Source organism: Streptomyces sp. NPDC042201 (assembly GCF_055582185.1).
Window position 1 is genome coordinate 60806 of the sequence record NZ_JBVJDS010000003.1, and the last position, 16468, is coordinate 77273.

Below are 16468 nucleotides of genomic sequence, written 5' to 3' on the forward strand. Positions count from 1 at the left end.
ATCGAAGAGGCCCTTACGCGAGCATCTGGCTGGGTGTATGGGCCGGGCTCCGCAGGCACCGGCGGCCCCGTCCTCACGGTACCGTTCGGCGCCGCGCCCCGTGATCCGGAGCGGTCCCCAGTCTTCCACCGGACGGCCCGGAATCCGGGCCGCCGCGCCCTTCTCGTACGCTCGTGGCCGGTCCGCGCGGCCCGCCGCACCCGCCGCGACGCGCGACACGCGCCGGGGCATAGGATGCGGCCGAACCCCAGATCTAGTGGTTGGATTGTCTCAGCCACCCAGAAGTTGTGGTCCCCCGTCTTTCACGGTCAAGGCCATCGCCTATGCTGGGGCTTGCTTCGAGGGGCTCTTCACGGGCCCCGACGGGGCTATTTCGTCGCGCTGTGTAAGGAGGGTTGGGAGCCATGCACTGTCCCTTCTGCAGGCACCCCGACAGCCGGGTCGTCGACAGTCGCACCACCGACGACGGGACGTCGATCCGCCGCCGCCGCCAGTGCCCCGACTGCTCCCGCCGTTTCACGACGGTGGAGACCGCCTCGCTGATGGTGATCAAGCGCAGCGGCGTGACGGAACCGTTCAGCCGCACCAAGGTCATCTCCGGCGTACGCAAGGCATGCCAGGGACGGCCCGTCACCGAGGACGCCCTCGCCAAGCTCGGCCAGCGGGTCGAGGAAGCGGTGCGCGCCACCGGGAGCGCCGAGCTGACCACCCACGACGTGGGGCTGGCCATACTCGGCCCACTGCAGGAGCTCGACCTCGTCGCGTACCTGCGCTTCGCATCCGTGTACCGGGCGTTCGACTCGCTCGAAGACTTCGAGGCCGCCATCGCGGAACTGCGCGAGCGGCCCCCCGGCGGGAAAAGTGGCGTCGGCGAGGGCCGTGAGGTCCCCGTGCCCGCCACCATCACCGCGGACTGACCGGCCGGCCCTCGCGCGGCCGGCCGGAGCGGACGGCCTTCGCCCGGCCGCTCCGCGGTAACAAGACCTGTCGCGGGCGCTCTGTGGGGGCGCCCGAGGCATCAGACACACACCCTGCGCCACGGGAAGAACATGGCATTTCAGGGCGTTTTTGTACGTATATGGGAGGCGGCATGACAGAGACGGCGAGCGGCCCGGCACGAGGTTCCCGAACCAAGGGACCGAAGGCCGCCAAGGGGCTGTGTATCGAGCGAATCCACACCACGCCCGGCGTGCATCCGTACGACGAGGTGGTCTGGGAGCGCCGTGACGTCGTCATGACCAATTGGCGCGACGGCTCGGTCAATTTCGAGCAGCGTGGCGTCGAGTTCCCCGACTTCTGGTCGCTGAACGCGGTCAACATCGTCACCAGCAAGTACTTCCGGGGGGCCGTCGGCACCCCGCAGCGCGAGACCGGGCTCAAGCAGCTCATCGACCGCATTGTGAAGACGTACCGCAAGGCCGGCGAGGACTACCAGTACTTCGCCTCGCCCGCCGACGCCGAGATCTTTGAGCACGAGCTGGCGTACGCCCTCCTGCACCAGGTCTTCAGCTTCAACTCGCCGGTGTGGTTCAACGTCGGTACGCCCCAGCCGCAGCAGGTCTCGGCCTGCTTCATCCTGTCCGTCGACGACTCCATGGACTCGATCCTCGACTGGTACAAGGAAGAGGGGATGATCTTCAAGGGCGGCTCCGGCGCCGGCCTGAACCTCTCCCGGATCCGCTCCTCCAAGGAGCTGCTCTCCTCCGGAGGCAATGCCTCGGGCCCTGTCTCCTTCATGCGCGGTGCCGACGCCTCCGCGGGGACGATCAAGTCCGGTGGCGCCACGCGCCGCGCGGCCAAGATGGTCATCCTCGACGTCGACCACCCCGACATCGAGAACTTCATCGAGACCAAGGTCAAGGAAGAGGAGAAGATCCGCGCCCTGCGCGACGCGGGCTTCGACATGGACCTGGGCGGCGACGACATCACGTCCGTCCAGTACCAGAACGCCAACAACTCGGTCCGGGTCAACGACGAGTTCATGAAGGCCGTCGAGGCCGGCGGCAAGTTCGGGCTGCGCGCCCGGATGACCGGCGACGTCATCGAAGAGGTCGAGGCCAAGTCCCTCTTCCGCAAGATGGCCGAGGCGGCGTGGGCGTGTGCCGACCCGGGCATCCAGTACGACGACACGATCAACCGCTGGCACACCTGCCCCGAGTCCGGCCGGATCAACGGCTCGAACCCGTGCAGTGAGTACATGCACCTGGACAACACCTCGTGCAACCTGGCCTCGCTGAACCTGATGAAGTTCCTCAAGGACGACAGCAAGGGCCACCAGTCCTTCGAGTCCGAGCGCTTCGCCAAGGTCGTCGAGCTGGTCATCACCGCGATGGACATCTCCATCTGCTTCGCGGACTTCCCGACGCAGAAGATCGGTGAGAACACCCGCGCCTTCCGCCAGCTCGGCATCGGCTACGCCAACCTCGGCGCCCTGCTGATGGCCACGGGTCACGCGTACGACTCCGACGGCGGCCGCGGCCTGGCCGGCGCCATCACCTCGCTGATGACGAGCACGTCGTACCGGCGCTCCGCCGAGCTGGCCGCGGTCGTCGGTCCGTACGACGGCTACGCCCGCAACGCCGAGCCGCACAAGAGCGTCATGAAGCAGCACTCCGACGCCAACGGCACCGCCGTCCGCATCGACGACCTGGACACCCCCATCTGGGCCGCCGCCACGGAGGCCTGGCAGGACGTGCTCCGCCTCGGCGAGAAGAACGGCTTCCGCAACGCCCAGGCCTCGGTCATCGCGCCCACCGGCACCATCGGTCTCGCGATGTCCTGCGACACCACCGGCCTGGAGCCCGACCTCGCGCTGGTCAAGTTCAAGAAGCTGGTCGGCGGCGGCTCGATGCAGATCGTCAACGGCACGGTGCCCCAGGCGCTGCGCCGGCTCGGCTACCAGTCGGAGCAGATCGAGGCGGTCGTCGCCCACATCGCCGAGAACGGCAATGTGATCGACGCGCCCGGCCTGAAGACGGAGCACTACGAGGTCTTCGACTGCGCGATGGGCGAGCGCTCCATCTCCGCCATGGGCCACGTCCGCATGATGGCGGCCATCCAGCCGTGGATCAGCGGAGCCCTGTCCAAGACGGTGAACCTCCCGGAGACCGCGACCGTCGAGGACGTCGAGGAGGTCTACTTCGAGGCGTGGAAGCTGGGCGTCAAGGCGCTCGCGATCTACCGCGACAACTGCAAGGTCGGTCAGCCGCTCTCCGCGAAGAAGAAGGAAGAAAAGGTCGCGGAGAAGGCCGAGGACACCATCCGCCAGGCGGTGGAGAAGGTCATCGAGTACCGCCCGGTCCGCAAGCGCCTCCCCAAGGGCCGTCCCGGTCTCACCACCTCCTTCACGGTGGGCGGCGCCGAGGGCTACATGACCGCCAACTCCTACCCCGACGACGGTCTCGGCGAGGTCTTCCTCAAGATGTCCAAGCAGGGCTCGACCCTCGCGGGCATGATGGACGCCTTCTCGATCGCCGTCTCGGTCGGTCTGCAGTACGGCGTTCCGCTGGAGACGTACGTCTCCAAGTTCACCAACATGCGCTTCGAGCCGGCCGGTATGACGGACGACCCGGACGTACGGATGGCGCAGTCGATCGTCGACTACATCTTCCGCCGTCTCGCGCTGGACTTCCTGCCCTTCGAGACCCGCTCGGCCCTCGGGATCCACTCGGCCGAGGAGCGCCAGCGTCACCTGGACACCGGTTCGTACGAGCCCTTCATGGACGATGACGACCTGGACATCGAGAGCCTGGTCCAGTCGGCCCCGCGCCGGCCGGAGCCGCTGAAGGCGGTGTCCCCGGCCGCTCCGCCCAAGGCGGCCGTGGTCCCGGCGCCCAAGGAGGCGCACACCTCGGCCGAGTTGGTCGAGATGCAGCTCGGCATCAGCGCCGACGCACCGCTGTGCTTCTCCTGCGGTACGAAGATGCAGCGGGCCGGGTCCTGCTACATCTGCGAGGGATGCGGTTCCACGAGCGGCTGCAGCTGAGCCGTCCGGAAGAGTTGAGCGTTCTGAGGGGCGGTGAGCCGGAGTGGCTCGCCGCCCCTCAGGGGCTTGTCCGGGGCCTGGGTCAGGCGCCGCCCATCAGGGCGCCGAAGGACTGCGGGTCGGTGTCGAACCCCCGGACGGACGTGCGGAACTGCCAGGCTCCCGATCCGTCCCGGGTGAACTCCGCGAATGTCGCCGCGGTGGAGCCGGGGACAGCGGCGAAGTCGTGTTCCGCCAGCTCGGTGTACCCCTCCAGGATGCGGACTCCGGGACTGACTATGTCGGCGAACGTCCGTCGCCCGTCGCGCTGCTGGATCGCCACCCCCACCACCACACGGCTGTAGCGGGCCGCCAGCCGGTCCAGCTCCAGCGTCATCTCCTCGTCCGAGCCGAAGCCCTGACCGGTGCGGCTCTCCCGGTCCAGGGTGATGGTGCCGTCCGGTGAGCGGCTGCCGAAATGGACCAGATAGGCGGGTTTGCCGCTCGGGTCGTCCGATGTGTAGGTCGCGGCGACGAGGTCGAGATCATGCGGGGGCCTGCCCAGGGGACTGGGATCCCATTTGAGCGTGACCTCGACCTTCGCCACCCCTCTGTTGAGACTGCTCACCAGTCGTTACCCCTCCTCGGAACCGGCCGGATCTCCGGCCTTCATGAGTAAGGCTAGACCGGGACACCGACAACACGCGGCGCGGTCTGTCCAGTTGACGCCACCTTGGCCGATACTCGACTCGCGGCAGGCCCGCCCCGCGTCGTCCACCCCGTGTTGTCCGAGCGGAACCCCTGCCACGTTCCGCGCCGTACGATGGCGCGGTGCTGGTCAAGTGGATTCGCTGCACCGTGATCGACCGACGTGGTTTCGAACGCGGGCAGCGGAAATGGGCGGGGTTGCTCGGTGAGCCGGGATTCCGGGGGCAGAGCGGGGGATGGAGCAGAACGAGGCCGGGCGTGGCCCATGTCTTCGCGTTCTGGGAGAGCCGTGCCTTCTACGACTCGTTCATGGCGCGCTCGCACGACCGGCTGGCCGCCGCGCAGTCCGGCACGTTCAAGGACGTCCAGGCCAAGCTGTTCGACTACCGCTTCGATGTGAAGACCGGCTTCGAGCCGCGCTTCACCGACGCGGATGTGGTCCGGGTCGCACACTGCAAGGTGCACGAGGACCGGGTCGAGCATTTCGCGCTGATGCAGGAGAAGGTGTGGAATCCCGCGATGGCGGGGTCGCCCGGGATGCTGCGCGGACTGTTCGGGGAAGCGCCGGGGCACGAGTTCCTTGTGCTGTCCATGTGGCAGTCGGCGGCCGAGCACGGAAAGTACCGGGTCGAACGGGTGGAGCGGCTGACACTGCGCGCGCAGACGGCCGCCGATGTGGCGGCGCTCGCGGGGGACGTCGTCGACCTCGAGTCGTCCTGGACGGTCTGACCCGGCTGCCTCCGGCGAGCCCGGCCGGCCCGCCCTGCTACGCCGGATGGTTGCCCGGAGGACAGGGCGGCCGCACGGCCCGATCGGGGCCGCTCTAGGGTCGTGGCATGGCACGACCGCGGCGCATCGTCCTTGTCCGGCACGGAGAGTCGGAAGGCAATGCTGACGACACGGTGTACGAACGTCGGCCCGACCATGCCCTGAAGCTCACCGAGACCGGCCTGCGTCAGGCCGAGGAGACCGGGGTACGGCTGCGCGAGCTGTTCGACGGGGAGCCGGTCAGCGTCTATGTGTCCCCCTACCGCCGCACCCATGAGACCTTCCGGGCCTTCGGCCTCGACCCGGAACTGGTGCGGGCGCGGGAGGAGCCGCGGCTGCGCGAGCAGGACTGGGGGAACTGGCAGGACAGGGAGGACGTACGGCTGCAGAAGACCTACCGCGACGCGTACGGACACTTCTTCTACCGCTTCGCCCAGGGCGAGTCCGGTGCCGATGTGTACGACCGGGTCGGAGCCTTCCTGGAGTCGCTCTACCGGAGCTTCGAGGCGCCGGACTCACCGGAGAACGTGCTGCTGGTGACCCATGGACTGACCATGCGGCTGTTCTGCATGCGGTGGTTCCACTGGTCCGTGGCGGAGTTCGAATCACTGTCGAACCCCGGCAACGGGGAGACGCGCACTCTGGAGCTCGGCGCGGACGGTAAATACACCCTGGACAGGCCATTCGAGCGCTGGCGCGTCCCTGAGCCGTACGGCATCACCGGATAGAGTGACCGTGCGATGACCGCTGACTCCACACCCGACCGGCGCTTCGAACGCGCCCTGGCCAGCCTGCGCGGGCTGTCCGTGGGAGACGCCCTCGGCTCCCAGTTCTTCGTACCTTCGAACTATCCGCTGCTGAAGCGGCGCGAGCTGCCGCCTGGCCCCTGGCAGTGGACCGACGACACCGAGATGGGCGCGTCGGTCGTGGCCGTGCTGGCCGGGCACGGCCGTATCGATCAGGACGCGCTCGCGCGTTCCTTCGCCGAGCGGCACGACTTCGACCGCGGCTACGGCCCCGCCGTGAACCGGATGCTCCGGCTGATCCGGGAAGGCGGCGACTGGCGTGAGCTGGCCGCCGGGCTCTTCAACGGCCAGGGCTCGTGGGGCAACGGGGCCGCGATGCGGATCGCTCCGCTCGGTGCCTGGTACGCCGAGGACCCGGAGCAGGCCACGCGGCAGGCCGAGGTCTCCGCGTACACGACACACCAGCACCGCGAGGCCGTGGTGGGCGCCATGGCGGTTGCGGCGGCGGCCTCCCTCGCCGCGGCCCCGGCGGGGCCGCCCACGCCTGAGGCCCTGCTCGACGGTGTGGTGGCTCTGGTACCGCGCAGCGCGGTGGGGGCCGGGCTGCGCCGGGCGCGGGACATGCTGGACTACGACGACGCGGGCACCGTCGCCGCCGTCCTCGGCTGCGGGCGACGCACCAGTGCGCATGACACCGTGCCGTTCGCCCTCTGGTCGGCGGCGCGTGCGCTCGGCGACTTCGAGCGGGGCTTCTGGACCACGGCCCAGGTGGGCGGTGATGTGGACACGACCTGCGCCATCGTCGGGGGAGTGGTGTCCGCCGCGCGGGCCGGGGCGCCGCCGGAGCGGTGGCTGGCGCAGACGGAGACGCTGCCGGCCTGGCTGTCGACCGCCCTGGCCGGCTGACCCGTTGACCCGTTCACCCTTTGAACCGTTCAGCAGTTCACGTACCGAGCTGCTGATCGGCTGATCGGTCGACACGGCGTGACAGCTCGGACTGTCACGGTCCTGCCACACCTGGCCTGCGGGAGAGGGGCGACCCGGCCGCGCGCGGTTACTCTTTCGGCCACGTCGCCTTGTTGATCTTCGACGGCGGCGCCGATGAGACACCGGGCCGTGCGCGCCGCTCCGTCGCCGCGAAGGACCCGGTTGGGAGGGGGTCCCGTGACAGACACACCGTCCATACCCGAGCCGGCCGCCGAGCCGGATCCGGGCCGCAGACAGGAACCGCAGGACACCGTCCTGCACGGTGCGCCTCCGCGGCCGCGCGCCGCGGCCACGTCCGCCGCATCCACGACGACCAAGGAGCGCCAGGGCCCGCCGCCGGTTCCTGACTACCGGCAGTGGCAGCCGCAGCGGAGCGAGCCGCCCGTCTGGCTCACCGAGATCCAGCCCGCCACCCCGGCCGGGATCCGGGCCGCCACGCTCTGGTCGGCCCTGGCGACCGCCCTGCTCAGCGCCCTGGTCATGGGCGACGGGCTCGGTCTGAATCTGCTCATGGTGGCGGCCCCCGCCGCGCTCGCCGCCTACTTCGCCGCCCGGGGCGCCGGCCGCCGGCCGCGCCCCTGGACGCTGGTCTGGGCCCTCGGCGGCGTGGCTCTGCTCGCCGTCCCCGCCCTGCGGGACGCCGGCCTTCCGACATTCCTCGCGGTCGTCTCGGCGCTGGCCCTCGGTTCGCTCGCCCTGCATGGCTGCCGCACCTGGCCCGGTGTCGTGCTGGGCCCGCTGGGGCTGTTCGGCTCGATCGGGTCCGGGACGGTGTGGGGCTGGCGCGGAGTGCGCCGGCGCGCCGAGGGGTCGCGGAGCCGCTGGATGCCCGTGATCCGTACGGTCGCCGTCGCCGCGGTCCTGCTGATCGTGTTCGGCGCCCTCTTCGCCGGCGCCGACGCGGCGTTCGCCGATCTGCTCGGCGGGCTGACCCCCGATGTCTCGGTCGCCGACGGGCCCTGGCGCTCCGGCCTGTTCGTGCTCGGTCTCGTCGGCGCCCTGGCCGCCGCGCACAGCGCGGCCGCACCCCTGCGCTGGGACCGCATCACCGTACGTCCTGGGCGGGCCCGCAGCCGGATGGAGTGGGCGCTGCCGCTGATCGTCCTCAATCTGTTGTTCGCGGCCTTCATCGCCGTCCAGCTCGCAGTGCTCTTCGGCGGATACGACAGGGTCCTGAAGGAGACCGGACTGACCTACGCCGAGTACGCGCGCCAAGGCTTCTGGCAGCTGCTCTGGGTCACCCTGCTCGTCCTCCTCGTGATCGGGCTCGCCCGGCGCTGGGCCCCGCGCGATGGGGCCGCCGACCGCACCCTGGTGCGGGCCGTGCTCGGTGTCCTGTGCGTGCTGACCCTGGTCGTGGTCGCTTCCGCGCTGCGCCGGATGGATCTGTACGTCGACGCCTACGGACTGACCCGGCTGCGGGTCACGGTCGCTGCGATGGAACTGTGGCTCGGTCTGGTGATCGTCCTGATCCTGGCGGCCGGGGCCTTCGGCGGGCGCTGGCTGCCGCGTGCCGTCGCCGCGAGCGCGGCGGCCGCGGTCCTCGCCTTCGGTCTGCTCTCGCCGGACGCGCTGGTCGCGGAGCGGAACGTGCAGCGGTTCGAGAGTTCGAAGAAGATCGACATCGCGTACTTCCAGGAGCTGTCCGCCGATGCCGTGCCCGCGCTGGACCGGCTGCCCGAGCCGCTGCGCTCGTGCGCCCTGGCGGGTATCAAACGGAATCTGCGGGACGAGGCCGAGCCCTGGTACGCCACCAGCTGGGCGGAGAGCAGGGCCCGCGACATCCTGAAGCAGGACTTCTCCGGCCCTGCCGACGGCTGTTACGGACCGGGACAGAACGGGCGGGACGCGTACGACGGCGAGCGCGACGGCTACGACGGCGAGTCCGTTTTCGACGGGTCGTGACATCCGGTACGGGACGTTCCCCTCCGGAAGTCCCGTACGGAGGCCGGGATCACGGGTCCGGTGGCCCACGCCACCGGACCCGCCGCCTCCGCCCATGGCGACCGCCGTGACGAACGCGGTCGAGATTCCTTGCGCCAGCGCCTCGCGGCCCGGTTTCGCACTCCGCTCGGTCCTTCACGAATGCGATTCTTCGACCGCCGATCGATTCCGCGGGCTGATCCTCAAGGGAGTCATCGAGCCGTCCACCATGCGTCCCGAGGTCACCGGTGGGCTGGTCTTCGATGTGATTGCGTGAGCGAACGGGCGGATTAGGAGATCGTCGAAATGACCGTCCAGGTCATGGTGCCCCCGCTCCGGTCGCGCACCGCCTGAGGAGGTCGGAGGGAGCCGGCCGGACACCGTGGTGCGGGACGTGCGGTACCCGGTCTGTCGCGCGGAGTCCCGGCGGCGTAATCTGGCTGGCGCCATGCCGTACGAACCTCCCACGCACACCGTCGAGCGCTCGCTCCGCGCGACCACCGACGCCAGGATCATCGCCGGCGTCGACGAAGTCGGACGCGGAGCGTGGGCGGGGCCGGTCACGGTGTGCGCGGCCGTCACCGGACTGCGCAGACCCCCGGCCGGTCTCACCGACTCCAAGCTGATCAGCCCCAAGCGCCGCACGGAGCTGGCCGGTGAACTGTCGGGATGGGTCACCTCGTACGCCCTCGGGGACGCCTCCCCGGAGGAGATCGACACGCTCGGGATGACCGCGGCACTCAGGCTCGCCGCCGTACGCGCCCTTGAGGCGCTGCCGGTGCGGCCCGACGCGGTGATCCTCGACGGCAAGCACAACTATCTGGGAGGGGCCTGGCAGGTGCGTACGGTCATCAAGGGCGACCAGTCCTGTGTCTCGGTGGCGGCCGCCTCGGTCATCGCCAAGGTGCGCAGGGACGCGATGATGGCCGAACTGGGCGCGGGGTCGCAGGAATGCGTTCCGTTCGCCTTCGGCGCCAACGCCGGTTACCCCTCGCCGGTACACAAGGCGGCGCTGGAGGAGTGGGGGCCGACATCCCACCACCGGCTCTCGTGGTCCTATCTCGACGCGCTGCCCCGGTGGCGGCACCTCAAGAAGGTCCGGCTCTCCCTGGAGGCCGCCGCCATGGAAAGCGGGGGCCAACTCGGCTTCGATTTCTGAAACATCCGGTGAACCCGCCGGCCCGCGCGCCTTCCGGCCACAGGCACGGGTGCGAAAGCACCCACCCGCCGATGCTTTTCGCAGCGGTGTTTGATAGACAACCAGCCATGCCTCTCATCCCTCAGGAGCCTCAGATTCACGAGAGAGCCCAGGGTCCTAGCGCCACTCCGGCCACCGGCCACAGCGCAGCGACCCCCCGTCCTGTACCCGGTCCGCGTCCCGTACCCGGGCCGCGCTCCGCTGCCACACCGAGGCCCGGGCGTCCGGGCCCCGGTCCCGCGAGGCCCGCGCCGCCGGCGCAGCGCTCGCACAGCTCCGCCGGGCAGCCCCAGGCGTCCGGGCCGGTCACCTCTTCCGCTCCCCAGATCCAGCTGATCCCGGCTCCGGTGGACGGGGCGCTCGACGCCGCCGACGAGGCGGTCGACCTGCTGCTCGACTCCGGTCGGGCGCCGGGCGACATCCTGGTGCTCACCACCGGTGAGCAGCACCCCTGGGCGACCCACGAGCTGTCCTTCGGCGAAACCGCCTACTGGGCCCAGGACGACGCCCGCGAAGATGTGTTCTTCGCGGACGCCGCCGCGGTCGCCCGTGCGCAGTCCCGGCCCGTCGTGGTCGTCGCGTTCAACGGAGGCGGTGACGACGCCGCCGCTCAGGTGCTGCCCCTGGCCCGGGAGCGGGCCGCCGCGCTGCTGGTCGTGTGCGGCGACTCCGAGCGGATCAACGCCGTGCTCGGCGCGGGCGTCTGAGCCGTACGACGCCCGCCGCGTCGCGCGTTCGCCCGTCGTGAGCCCCGGTCGTGTCCCGGCTGCCCCTTTCAGGGGTGGCCGGGCCGCTGCGGCGCACCGGGCGTACGGCGGCCGGGCACTCGCTCAACGGGCCGCTGTTCCCCGGGCAACCGGAGTCACCGCGCGGCCGTGCGGCGCAGTGCTTCCACCGAACCGCCGCCACTGCGCAGCGGTGACGGTCCGGGGTCGGCCGCCGTCTCCGCCAGACCGGCCGGCGGCGACTCGGAGGTGGGCCGGCGGCCACCGCGGCCTTCGCCCAGCACCTGCCAGCCGCCGCGCGTCAGCGTGATGTACGCACCGCAGCGCAGTCCGTGCAGGGTGCAGGCGTCCCGCAGTCCCCACATCCAGGCCCCGTCCTCCTCCGTCCAGCGCTCGTCGCCCTCGCGGCAGTAGAGCAGTACGGCGGTGCGGACGGGCGTACGGCGGCGCAGATCGTGTGGGATGACCCGACGCAGGTGTGCCAGGAGCGCGTTGCGGAACTCCCAGCCGTCCACCGGCGCGGCGCGCGGGACGAACGAGGCGCTGGCGGCGAGCCGTTCCTCATGGTCGAGAACGGCCACCACCGCCGTCGCGGGCGCCGGCCGGTGCCGGCTGTGCAGACCGCTGACCACTTCGCGGGGATTGCGCAGCAGCGGTATCCCCGCCGCCGCCCATTCGGCGGGCTCCAGCATCCTGGCGAGGCGGCTGACGGAATCGGCCGGGGTGGTGATCGAAGTGGCTGCGGACGGAGCGAATCCGAAGGTCACGTTCCTCCCTTCGCATACGCGCCCACAGTGCGGGCAGGGTCGGGTGGGGACGCACCGCGGCACAGCCCTTGCGGACCGGGATCGGGGCCGTGCGGGGGGCAGTTCAATTCTCGCTGGCGTATCGGCGTGCGGCAACGAGCAATTGGCACTGCTGACCGGAATGCCTGATTATGACGGTGATATCCCTGCCCAGTTCGGCCACGGCTGATGCCTCGTGTCACGTCTGAACGGCAAGGACCAGCGGAAACACCCCCTCCGCTCCGGCCTTGCGCAGCAGCCGCGCGGCCACCGCGAGAGTCCAGCCGGTGTCCGAGAGATCGTCGACGAGCAGGACCGGGCCGCCCGCCGCCGCGAGAGCCTCCGCCAGCGCGGCCGGTACGGTCAGCGCCTCGTGCAGCGCGCGCACCCGCTGGGCGCTGTTCGTACGGGAGATACGGGCATCGGCGGTGCCCGGCGCGTACGCGACCGTGCCGAGCAGCGGCATCCGGCCGACCTCCGAGATACGGCTGCCGAGCGATCCGACGAGCTGGGGCCTGCTGCGCGAGGCGACGGTCACGACTCCGACGGGCCGGGGCGGCGCGTCGGACCCGCCGGACGCCCAACCGCCCGGTCCCTTCGCCCAGTCGGCGAGCACACTCACCACGGCATTCAGCACATCGTCGGACACCGGGCCGTCCGGGGCGTGCGCGGCGAGCATCGGGCGGAGCCGGTTGCCCCAGCCGATGTCGGACAGCCGTCCCAACGCCCTTCCCGAGAAGGTCTGCTCGCCCGGCGGGATACGTCCCTTGAGGTCGATGCCCACCGCGCTGAGGCCGGTCGGCCACATCTTGCGGGGCTCCACCTCCACCCCCGGCCTGCCCAGCTCACCCCGCGCGGCGTCCAGGGCGGCGGCGGTCACCTTGTCCTCGAACCGAGCGCCCGCGCAGTTGTCGCACCGACCGCAGGGCGCGGCCTCCTCGTCGTCCAGCTGCCGCCGCAGGAACTCCATCCGGCAGTTGGCCGTCGACGCGTAGTCGCGCATCGCCTGCTGCTCCGCCGCCCGCTGACGCGCCACCCAGGCGTACCGCTCGGTGTCGTACACCCACGGCTGTCCCGTGGTGGTCCAGCCGCCCTTCACCCGGCGCACCGCCCCGTCCACGTCGAGGACCTTGAGCATCGTCTCCAGGCGCGTACGCCGCAGCTCGACCAGCGGCTCCATGGCCGGCAGCGACAGCGGCCTGTCGGCCTGCCCCAGGACATCGAGGGTGCGGCGGACCAGCTCCTCGGGCGGGAAGGCCACCGAGGCGAAGTACTGCCAGATGGCCTCGTCCTCTCTGCCGGGCAGCAGCAGCACCTCGGCATGCTCCACCCCGCGGCCCGCGCGGCCCACCTGCTGGTAGTAGGCGATGGGGGAGGAGGGCGACGCGAGATGCACCACGAATCCGAGGTCGGGCTTGTCGAACCCCATGCCCAGCGCCGAGGTGGCGACCAGCGCCTTGACGCGGTTCGCCAGCAGGTCGTCCTCGGCCTGCTGGCGGTCGGCGTTCTCCGTGCGGCCGGTGTACGAGGCGACCGTGTGCCCGCACTGCCGCAGATACGCCGTGACCTCCTCGGCCGCCGCGACGGTCAGTGTGTAGATGATCCCGGAGCCGGGCAGCTCGTCCAGGTGGTCGGCCAGCCAGGCCAGCCGGTGTGCCGCGTCCGGCAGCCTGAGCACATGGAGGCTGAGGCTCTCCCGGTCGAGCGGCCCGCGCAGCACGAGCGCGTCCGTCCCGGCCCCCGTGCCCAGCTGCTCGGCCACATCGGCGGTCACCCGGGCATTCGCCGTGGCCGTGGTGGCGAGGACCGGAACGCCGGCGGGCAGGTCCGCGAGCATCGTGCGCAGCCGGCGGTAGTCCGGCCGGAAGTCATGGCCCCAGTCGGAGATGCAGTGCGCCTCGTCGACCACCAGCAGGCCGGTGGCCGCGGCGAGCCGGGGCAGGACCTGGTCGCGGAAGTCCGGATTGTTGAGCCGCTCGGGGCTGACCAGCAGGACGTCGACCTCGCCGCCGGCCACCTCGTCCTGAATCGTGTCCCACTCCTCCGCATTGGACGAGTTGATCGTGCGGGCCCGGATCCCGGCCCGCGCCGCGGCCTCCACCTGATTGCGCATCAGGGCGAGCAGCGGCGAGACGATCACGGTCGGGCCCGCGCCGCGCTCCCGCAGCAGCGACGTCGCCACGAAATAGACCGCCGACTTGCCCCAGCCGGTCCGCTGGACGACCAGCGCCCTGCGCTTCTCGGCGACCAGCGCCTCGATGGCCCGCCACTGGTCCTCGCGCAGCCGGGCGGTGCCGGTGGCGTCACCGACGAGGCGGGCGAGTACGGAGTCGGCCGAGGCCCGGAGAGCTGCGCGGTCTGCGTTGGTCATGCCCCCATGCAACCTGATGGCTCGGACAAAGCGCGAATGCGACCGGCAGCCTGTGGATAACGTTATCCACAGGGGTCGCGGAATCCGGCCTGCCACGAGACGGTCGTGCCATGAACAAGCACCACGAACCGACCGGATCCGCCGACGAGCAGCAGATCACCCTGCGCAGTCCCGCGGAGCTCGCCGACGCTCTCCCGTATCTGCTGGGTTTCCACCCCACCGACTCCGTCGTCATGGTCGCGCTCCACGGTGATCGCGGGCGCTTCGGCGGGCGGCTCAGGCTCGGTATTCCCCGCGCGCCGAGGGAGTGGCCGCCGGTGGCCGAGCAGTTGGCCGAATGCCTGATCGAAGGAAGCGAGCGACGCGGCTCCCGCCCCGCCGGCATCGTCGTCTTCCTCTGTCAGGATCCGGCGGCGGGGGAGACGGGCCGGCAGGTGATGGAGCGGCTGCGCCCCCTCGCCCAGCGGTTGCGTACCGCGTGCGGGAGCCGTGACGTGCCCGTGTACGAAGCTCTGTGCATCTCCGGCGGCCGCTTCTGGTCCTACTGCTGCCCCGATGTCCGCTGTTGCCCGCCCGAGGGGACCGGGCTGGCCATGCCGGGTACGTCGGTGATGGCCGCCGCCGCCACGTACGCCGGCGTCCAGGTGCGGGGATCGCTGAGGGAGATGGAGGCACGCCTGGAGCCCTGGCGAACCCCGGCCGCCGCGGAGCAGGAACAGGCGCTGGACAACGCGGGCGCCGCCCTCGTACCCAGAATTCTGGTCGAGGGGAACCGGGAACAGGTCGCCGTGGAGACCCTGGGGCTGGCGCGCGGGCTGATGAAGCGGCTCGGGGAATCGCCGAGCGCCGGCCCGGCCGGACCGGACGCCGAGGACGACCGGCTGATCAGCCACGAGGAGGCGGCCGCCGTCATTCTCGGTCTGCAGGACAGGGAGACGCGGGACCGGGCCGCGGAGTGGATGGAGGGACCGGACGCGCGGCCCGCGCTACGGCTCTGGCGGGCGCTGTCCCGGCGCTGCGTCGGTCCGTACGCCGAGCACGCGACCGCGCCGCTGACCCTGGCCGGCTGGGTCGCCTGGTCCACCGGAGACGAGCCGAGCGCCCGGGTCGCTCTCGGGCTCGCCCTGCGGCTCGACCCGCAGTACGTCTTCGCCCAACTGCTGCACCAGGCATGCAATGAGGGCCTGGATCCCGAGGCGCTGCGGCAGTGTCTGCGCGCGGAGCGCGGCGCGCGCGAGACGGGGCGCCGGCCCAAGACCCGTTCGGTGCGGCCGCCCGGGAGGCGGAAGGACCTGCCACCCGCGGCACGCCCCGGTGTGACGGCGGCCCGCAACCGTGGTGTCCGGCGCGTCGGCCGGCGTGGGACGCGGAGCGGGCGATGACGGCCGTGACCCGGGCGAAGAAGTGGACGGCGGGATGGTGGAAGGAGTGTTTATCGTCAGGAAGACGACTATGATCGCGGCATGTCGCCCTACGACCCGTCGGCCTTCCCGCCTTTCGCTGTCACCGTCGACCTGGTCGTGCTCACCGTGCGCCGCCATATGCTCTGCGCGCTGGTCGTACGGCGCGGAGAGGCACCGTTCCAGGGCCGGTGGGCACTGCCCGGGGGGTTTGTCCGGGGTGACGAGGACCTCGCCGAGGCGGCGGCCCGGGAGCTCGTCGAGGAGACCGGGCTCTGCGCGCACGATCCGGTGTCACCGGCGCCCGGGAACGCGGCCCACCTCGAACAGCTCGCCACCTACGGAGACCCCGGGCGTGATCCCCGGATGCGGGTGGTCAGCGTGGCGCATCTGGCGCTCTCGCCCGACCTTCCCGCGCCGCGTGCCGGGGGTGACGCCAACAGTGCGCGCTGGGCCCCCGTCGAAGCCCTGCTCAACCAGGAGGGCGGATTCGCCCGCGAGGACGAGCAGCCCGCCCAGCTCGCCTTCGACCACGCGCGGATCCTCGCGGACGGCGTGGAGCGGGCCCGGTCCAAGATCGAGTACTCCTCGCTCGCCACGGCCTTCTGCCCGTCCGAGTTCACCGTCGGCGAGCTGCGCAGGGTGTACGAGGCGGTGTGGGGCGTGGCGCTCGATCCCCGTAACTTCCACCGCAAGGTGACGGGCACTCCGGGATTCCTGGTCCCGTCCGGGGGGACCACCACCCGGCAGGGCGGCCGGCCCGCCCAGCTGTTCCGGGCCGGCGGGGCGACCGTGCTCAATCCGCCGATGCTGCGTCCCGAGGTCTGAGCCGCGTCCCGAGGTCCGACGGGTCGAGGGACGGCCCGACGGATCCGGGATCCGGGTACCGGCCG

14 protein-coding genes are annotated in these 16468 nt (G+C 71.1%); 11 read left to right on the forward strand and 3 right to left on the reverse strand.

Annotation, left to right across the window (positions count from 1 at the left end; genetic code table 11):
* Positions 1 to 404: 404 nt before the first annotated feature.
* On the forward strand, positions 405 to 917 hold the full coding sequence (nrdR, locus tag ACZ6MZ_RS07825) for a transcriptional regulator NrdR (protein ID WP_389782512.1): 513 nt from the start codon (positions 405 to 407) through the stop codon (positions 915 to 917).
* Positions 918 to 1090: 173 nt separating this feature from the next.
* The gene (locus ACZ6MZ_RS07830; protein ID WP_384179940.1) at positions 1091 to 3985 is read left to right on the forward strand and encodes a vitamin B12-dependent ribonucleotide reductase; all 2895 of its coding nucleotides are present in this window, start codon (positions 1091 to 1093) and stop codon (positions 3983 to 3985) included.
* A gap of 82 nt (positions 3986 to 4067) precedes the next feature.
* Here the strand turns inward: ACZ6MZ_RS07830 and ACZ6MZ_RS07835 are convergent, their stop codons facing one another.
* Complete coding sequence (locus ACZ6MZ_RS07835; protein WP_469350460.1) at positions 4068 to 4592, reverse strand: TerD family protein; 525 nt, start codon at positions 4590 to 4592, stop codon at positions 4068 to 4070.
* Between the two features lie 203 nt (positions 4593 to 4795).
* On the opposite strand from ACZ6MZ_RS07835, the gene ACZ6MZ_RS07840 reads away from it, so the two are divergent.
* The 7 genes from ACZ6MZ_RS07840 (at position 4796) to ACZ6MZ_RS07870 (ending at position 11001) form a co-directional block, all read left to right on the forward strand.
* Positions 4796 to 5401 carry a YdbC family protein gene (locus tag ACZ6MZ_RS07840; protein ID WP_384179944.1) on the forward strand — a complete coding sequence of 202 codons (606 nt, stop codon included), beginning with the start codon at positions 4796 to 4798 and terminating at the stop codon, positions 5399 to 5401.
* Positions 5402 to 5508: 107 nt separating this feature from the next.
* Positions 5509 to 6168, forward strand: coding sequence for a histidine phosphatase family protein (locus ACZ6MZ_RS07845; protein ID WP_469350462.1), 660 nt, complete (start codon positions 5509 to 5511; stop codon positions 6166 to 6168).
* 12 nt (positions 6169 to 6180) lie between these two features.
* Positions 6181 to 7092: an ADP-ribosylglycohydrolase family protein gene (locus tag ACZ6MZ_RS07850; RefSeq protein WP_469350464.1), complete on the forward strand. Its 912-nt coding sequence runs from the start codon at positions 6181 to 6183 to the stop codon at positions 7090 to 7092.
* A 195-nt stretch (positions 7093 to 7287) separates the two neighbouring features.
* Positions 7288 to 9078: a DUF4153 domain-containing protein gene (locus tag ACZ6MZ_RS07855; protein WP_469350466.1), complete on the forward strand. Its 1791-nt coding sequence runs from the start codon at positions 7288 to 7290 to the stop codon at positions 9076 to 9078.
* 94 nt (positions 9079 to 9172) lie between these two features.
* Positions 9173 to 9373, forward strand: a complete 201-nt coding sequence (locus tag ACZ6MZ_RS07860; protein ID WP_469350468.1) for a hypothetical protein — start codon at positions 9173 to 9175, stop codon at positions 9371 to 9373.
* A gap of 171 nt (positions 9374 to 9544) precedes the next feature.
* Positions 9545 to 10255 carry a ribonuclease HII gene (locus tag ACZ6MZ_RS07865; protein ID WP_384179952.1) on the forward strand — a complete coding sequence of 237 codons (711 nt, stop codon included), beginning with the start codon at positions 9545 to 9547 and terminating at the stop codon, positions 10253 to 10255.
* Between the two features lie 107 nt (positions 10256 to 10362).
* The gene (locus tag ACZ6MZ_RS07870) at positions 10363 to 11001 is read left to right on the forward strand and encodes a hypothetical protein (protein ID WP_384336949.1); all 639 of its coding nucleotides are present in this window, start codon (positions 10363 to 10365) and stop codon (positions 10999 to 11001) included.
* Between the two features lie 155 nt (positions 11002 to 11156).
* Here ACZ6MZ_RS07870 and ACZ6MZ_RS07875 read toward each other — a convergent pair whose 3' ends face one another.
* Both ACZ6MZ_RS07875 and ACZ6MZ_RS07880 read right to left on the reverse strand, forming a co-directional pair.
* A complete protein-coding gene (locus ACZ6MZ_RS07875) occupies positions 11157 to 11786 on the reverse strand; it encodes a hypothetical protein (RefSeq protein ID WP_384179955.1) in 630 nt (209 codons plus the stop codon).
* A gap of 217 nt (positions 11787 to 12003) precedes the next feature.
* Complete coding sequence (locus ACZ6MZ_RS07880) at positions 12004 to 14175, reverse strand: RecQ family ATP-dependent DNA helicase (protein WP_469350470.1); 2172 nt, start codon at positions 14173 to 14175, stop codon at positions 12004 to 12006.
* A 110-nt stretch (positions 14176 to 14285) separates the two neighbouring features.
* On the opposite strand from ACZ6MZ_RS07880, the gene ACZ6MZ_RS07885 reads away from it, so the two are divergent.
* Together ACZ6MZ_RS07885 and ACZ6MZ_RS07890 are read left to right on the forward strand one after the other, a co-directional pair.
* Positions 14286 to 15557, forward strand: coding sequence for a DUF4192 domain-containing protein (locus tag ACZ6MZ_RS07885; RefSeq protein WP_469350472.1), 1272 nt, complete (start codon positions 14286 to 14288; stop codon positions 15555 to 15557).
* An 81-nt stretch (positions 15558 to 15638) separates the two neighbouring features.
* Positions 15639 to 16403: an NUDIX hydrolase gene (locus tag ACZ6MZ_RS07890; RefSeq protein WP_389782494.1), complete on the forward strand. Its 765-nt coding sequence runs from the start codon at positions 15639 to 15641 to the stop codon at positions 16401 to 16403.
* Positions 16404 to 16468 lie beyond the last annotated feature (65 nt).

Excerpts from the sequence above, each read along its gene's own strand:
- ACZ6MZ_RS07885 (WP_469350472.1), top strand. The coding sequence starts at position 14,286 with ATGAACAAGCACCACGAACCGACCGGATCCGCCGACGAGCAGCAGATC.
- ACZ6MZ_RS07880 (WP_469350470.1), bottom strand. The coding sequence starts at position 14,175 with ATGACCAACGCAGACCGCGCAGCTCTCCGGGCCTCGGCCGACTCCGTA.
- ACZ6MZ_RS07830 (WP_384179940.1), top strand. The coding sequence starts at position 1,091 with ATGACAGAGACGGCGAGCGGCCCGGCACGAGGTTCCCGAACCAAGGGA.
- ACZ6MZ_RS07855 (WP_469350466.1), top strand. The coding sequence starts at position 7,288 with ATGAGACACCGGGCCGTGCGCGCCGCTCCGTCGCCGCGAAGGACCCGG.
- nrdR (WP_389782512.1), top strand. The coding sequence starts at position 405 with ATGCACTGTCCCTTCTGCAGGCACCCCGACAGCCGGGTCGTCGACAGT.
- ACZ6MZ_RS07845 (WP_469350462.1), top strand. The coding sequence starts at position 5,509 with ATGGCACGACCGCGGCGCATCGTCCTTGTCCGGCACGGAGAGTCGGAA.
- ACZ6MZ_RS07865 (WP_384179952.1), top strand. The coding sequence starts at position 9,545 with ATGCCGTACGAACCTCCCACGCACACCGTCGAGCGCTCGCTCCGCGCG.
- ACZ6MZ_RS07870 (WP_384336949.1), top strand. The coding sequence starts at position 10,363 with ATGCCTCTCATCCCTCAGGAGCCTCAGATTCACGAGAGAGCCCAGGGT.
- ACZ6MZ_RS07890 (WP_389782494.1), top strand. The coding sequence starts at position 15,639 with ATGTCGCCCTACGACCCGTCGGCCTTCCCGCCTTTCGCTGTCACCGTC.
- ACZ6MZ_RS07850 (WP_469350464.1), top strand. The coding sequence starts at position 6,181 with ATGACCGCTGACTCCACACCCGACCGGCGCTTCGAACGCGCCCTGGCC.
- ACZ6MZ_RS07860 (WP_469350468.1), top strand. The coding sequence starts at position 9,173 with ATGGCGACCGCCGTGACGAACGCGGTCGAGATTCCTTGCGCCAGCGCC.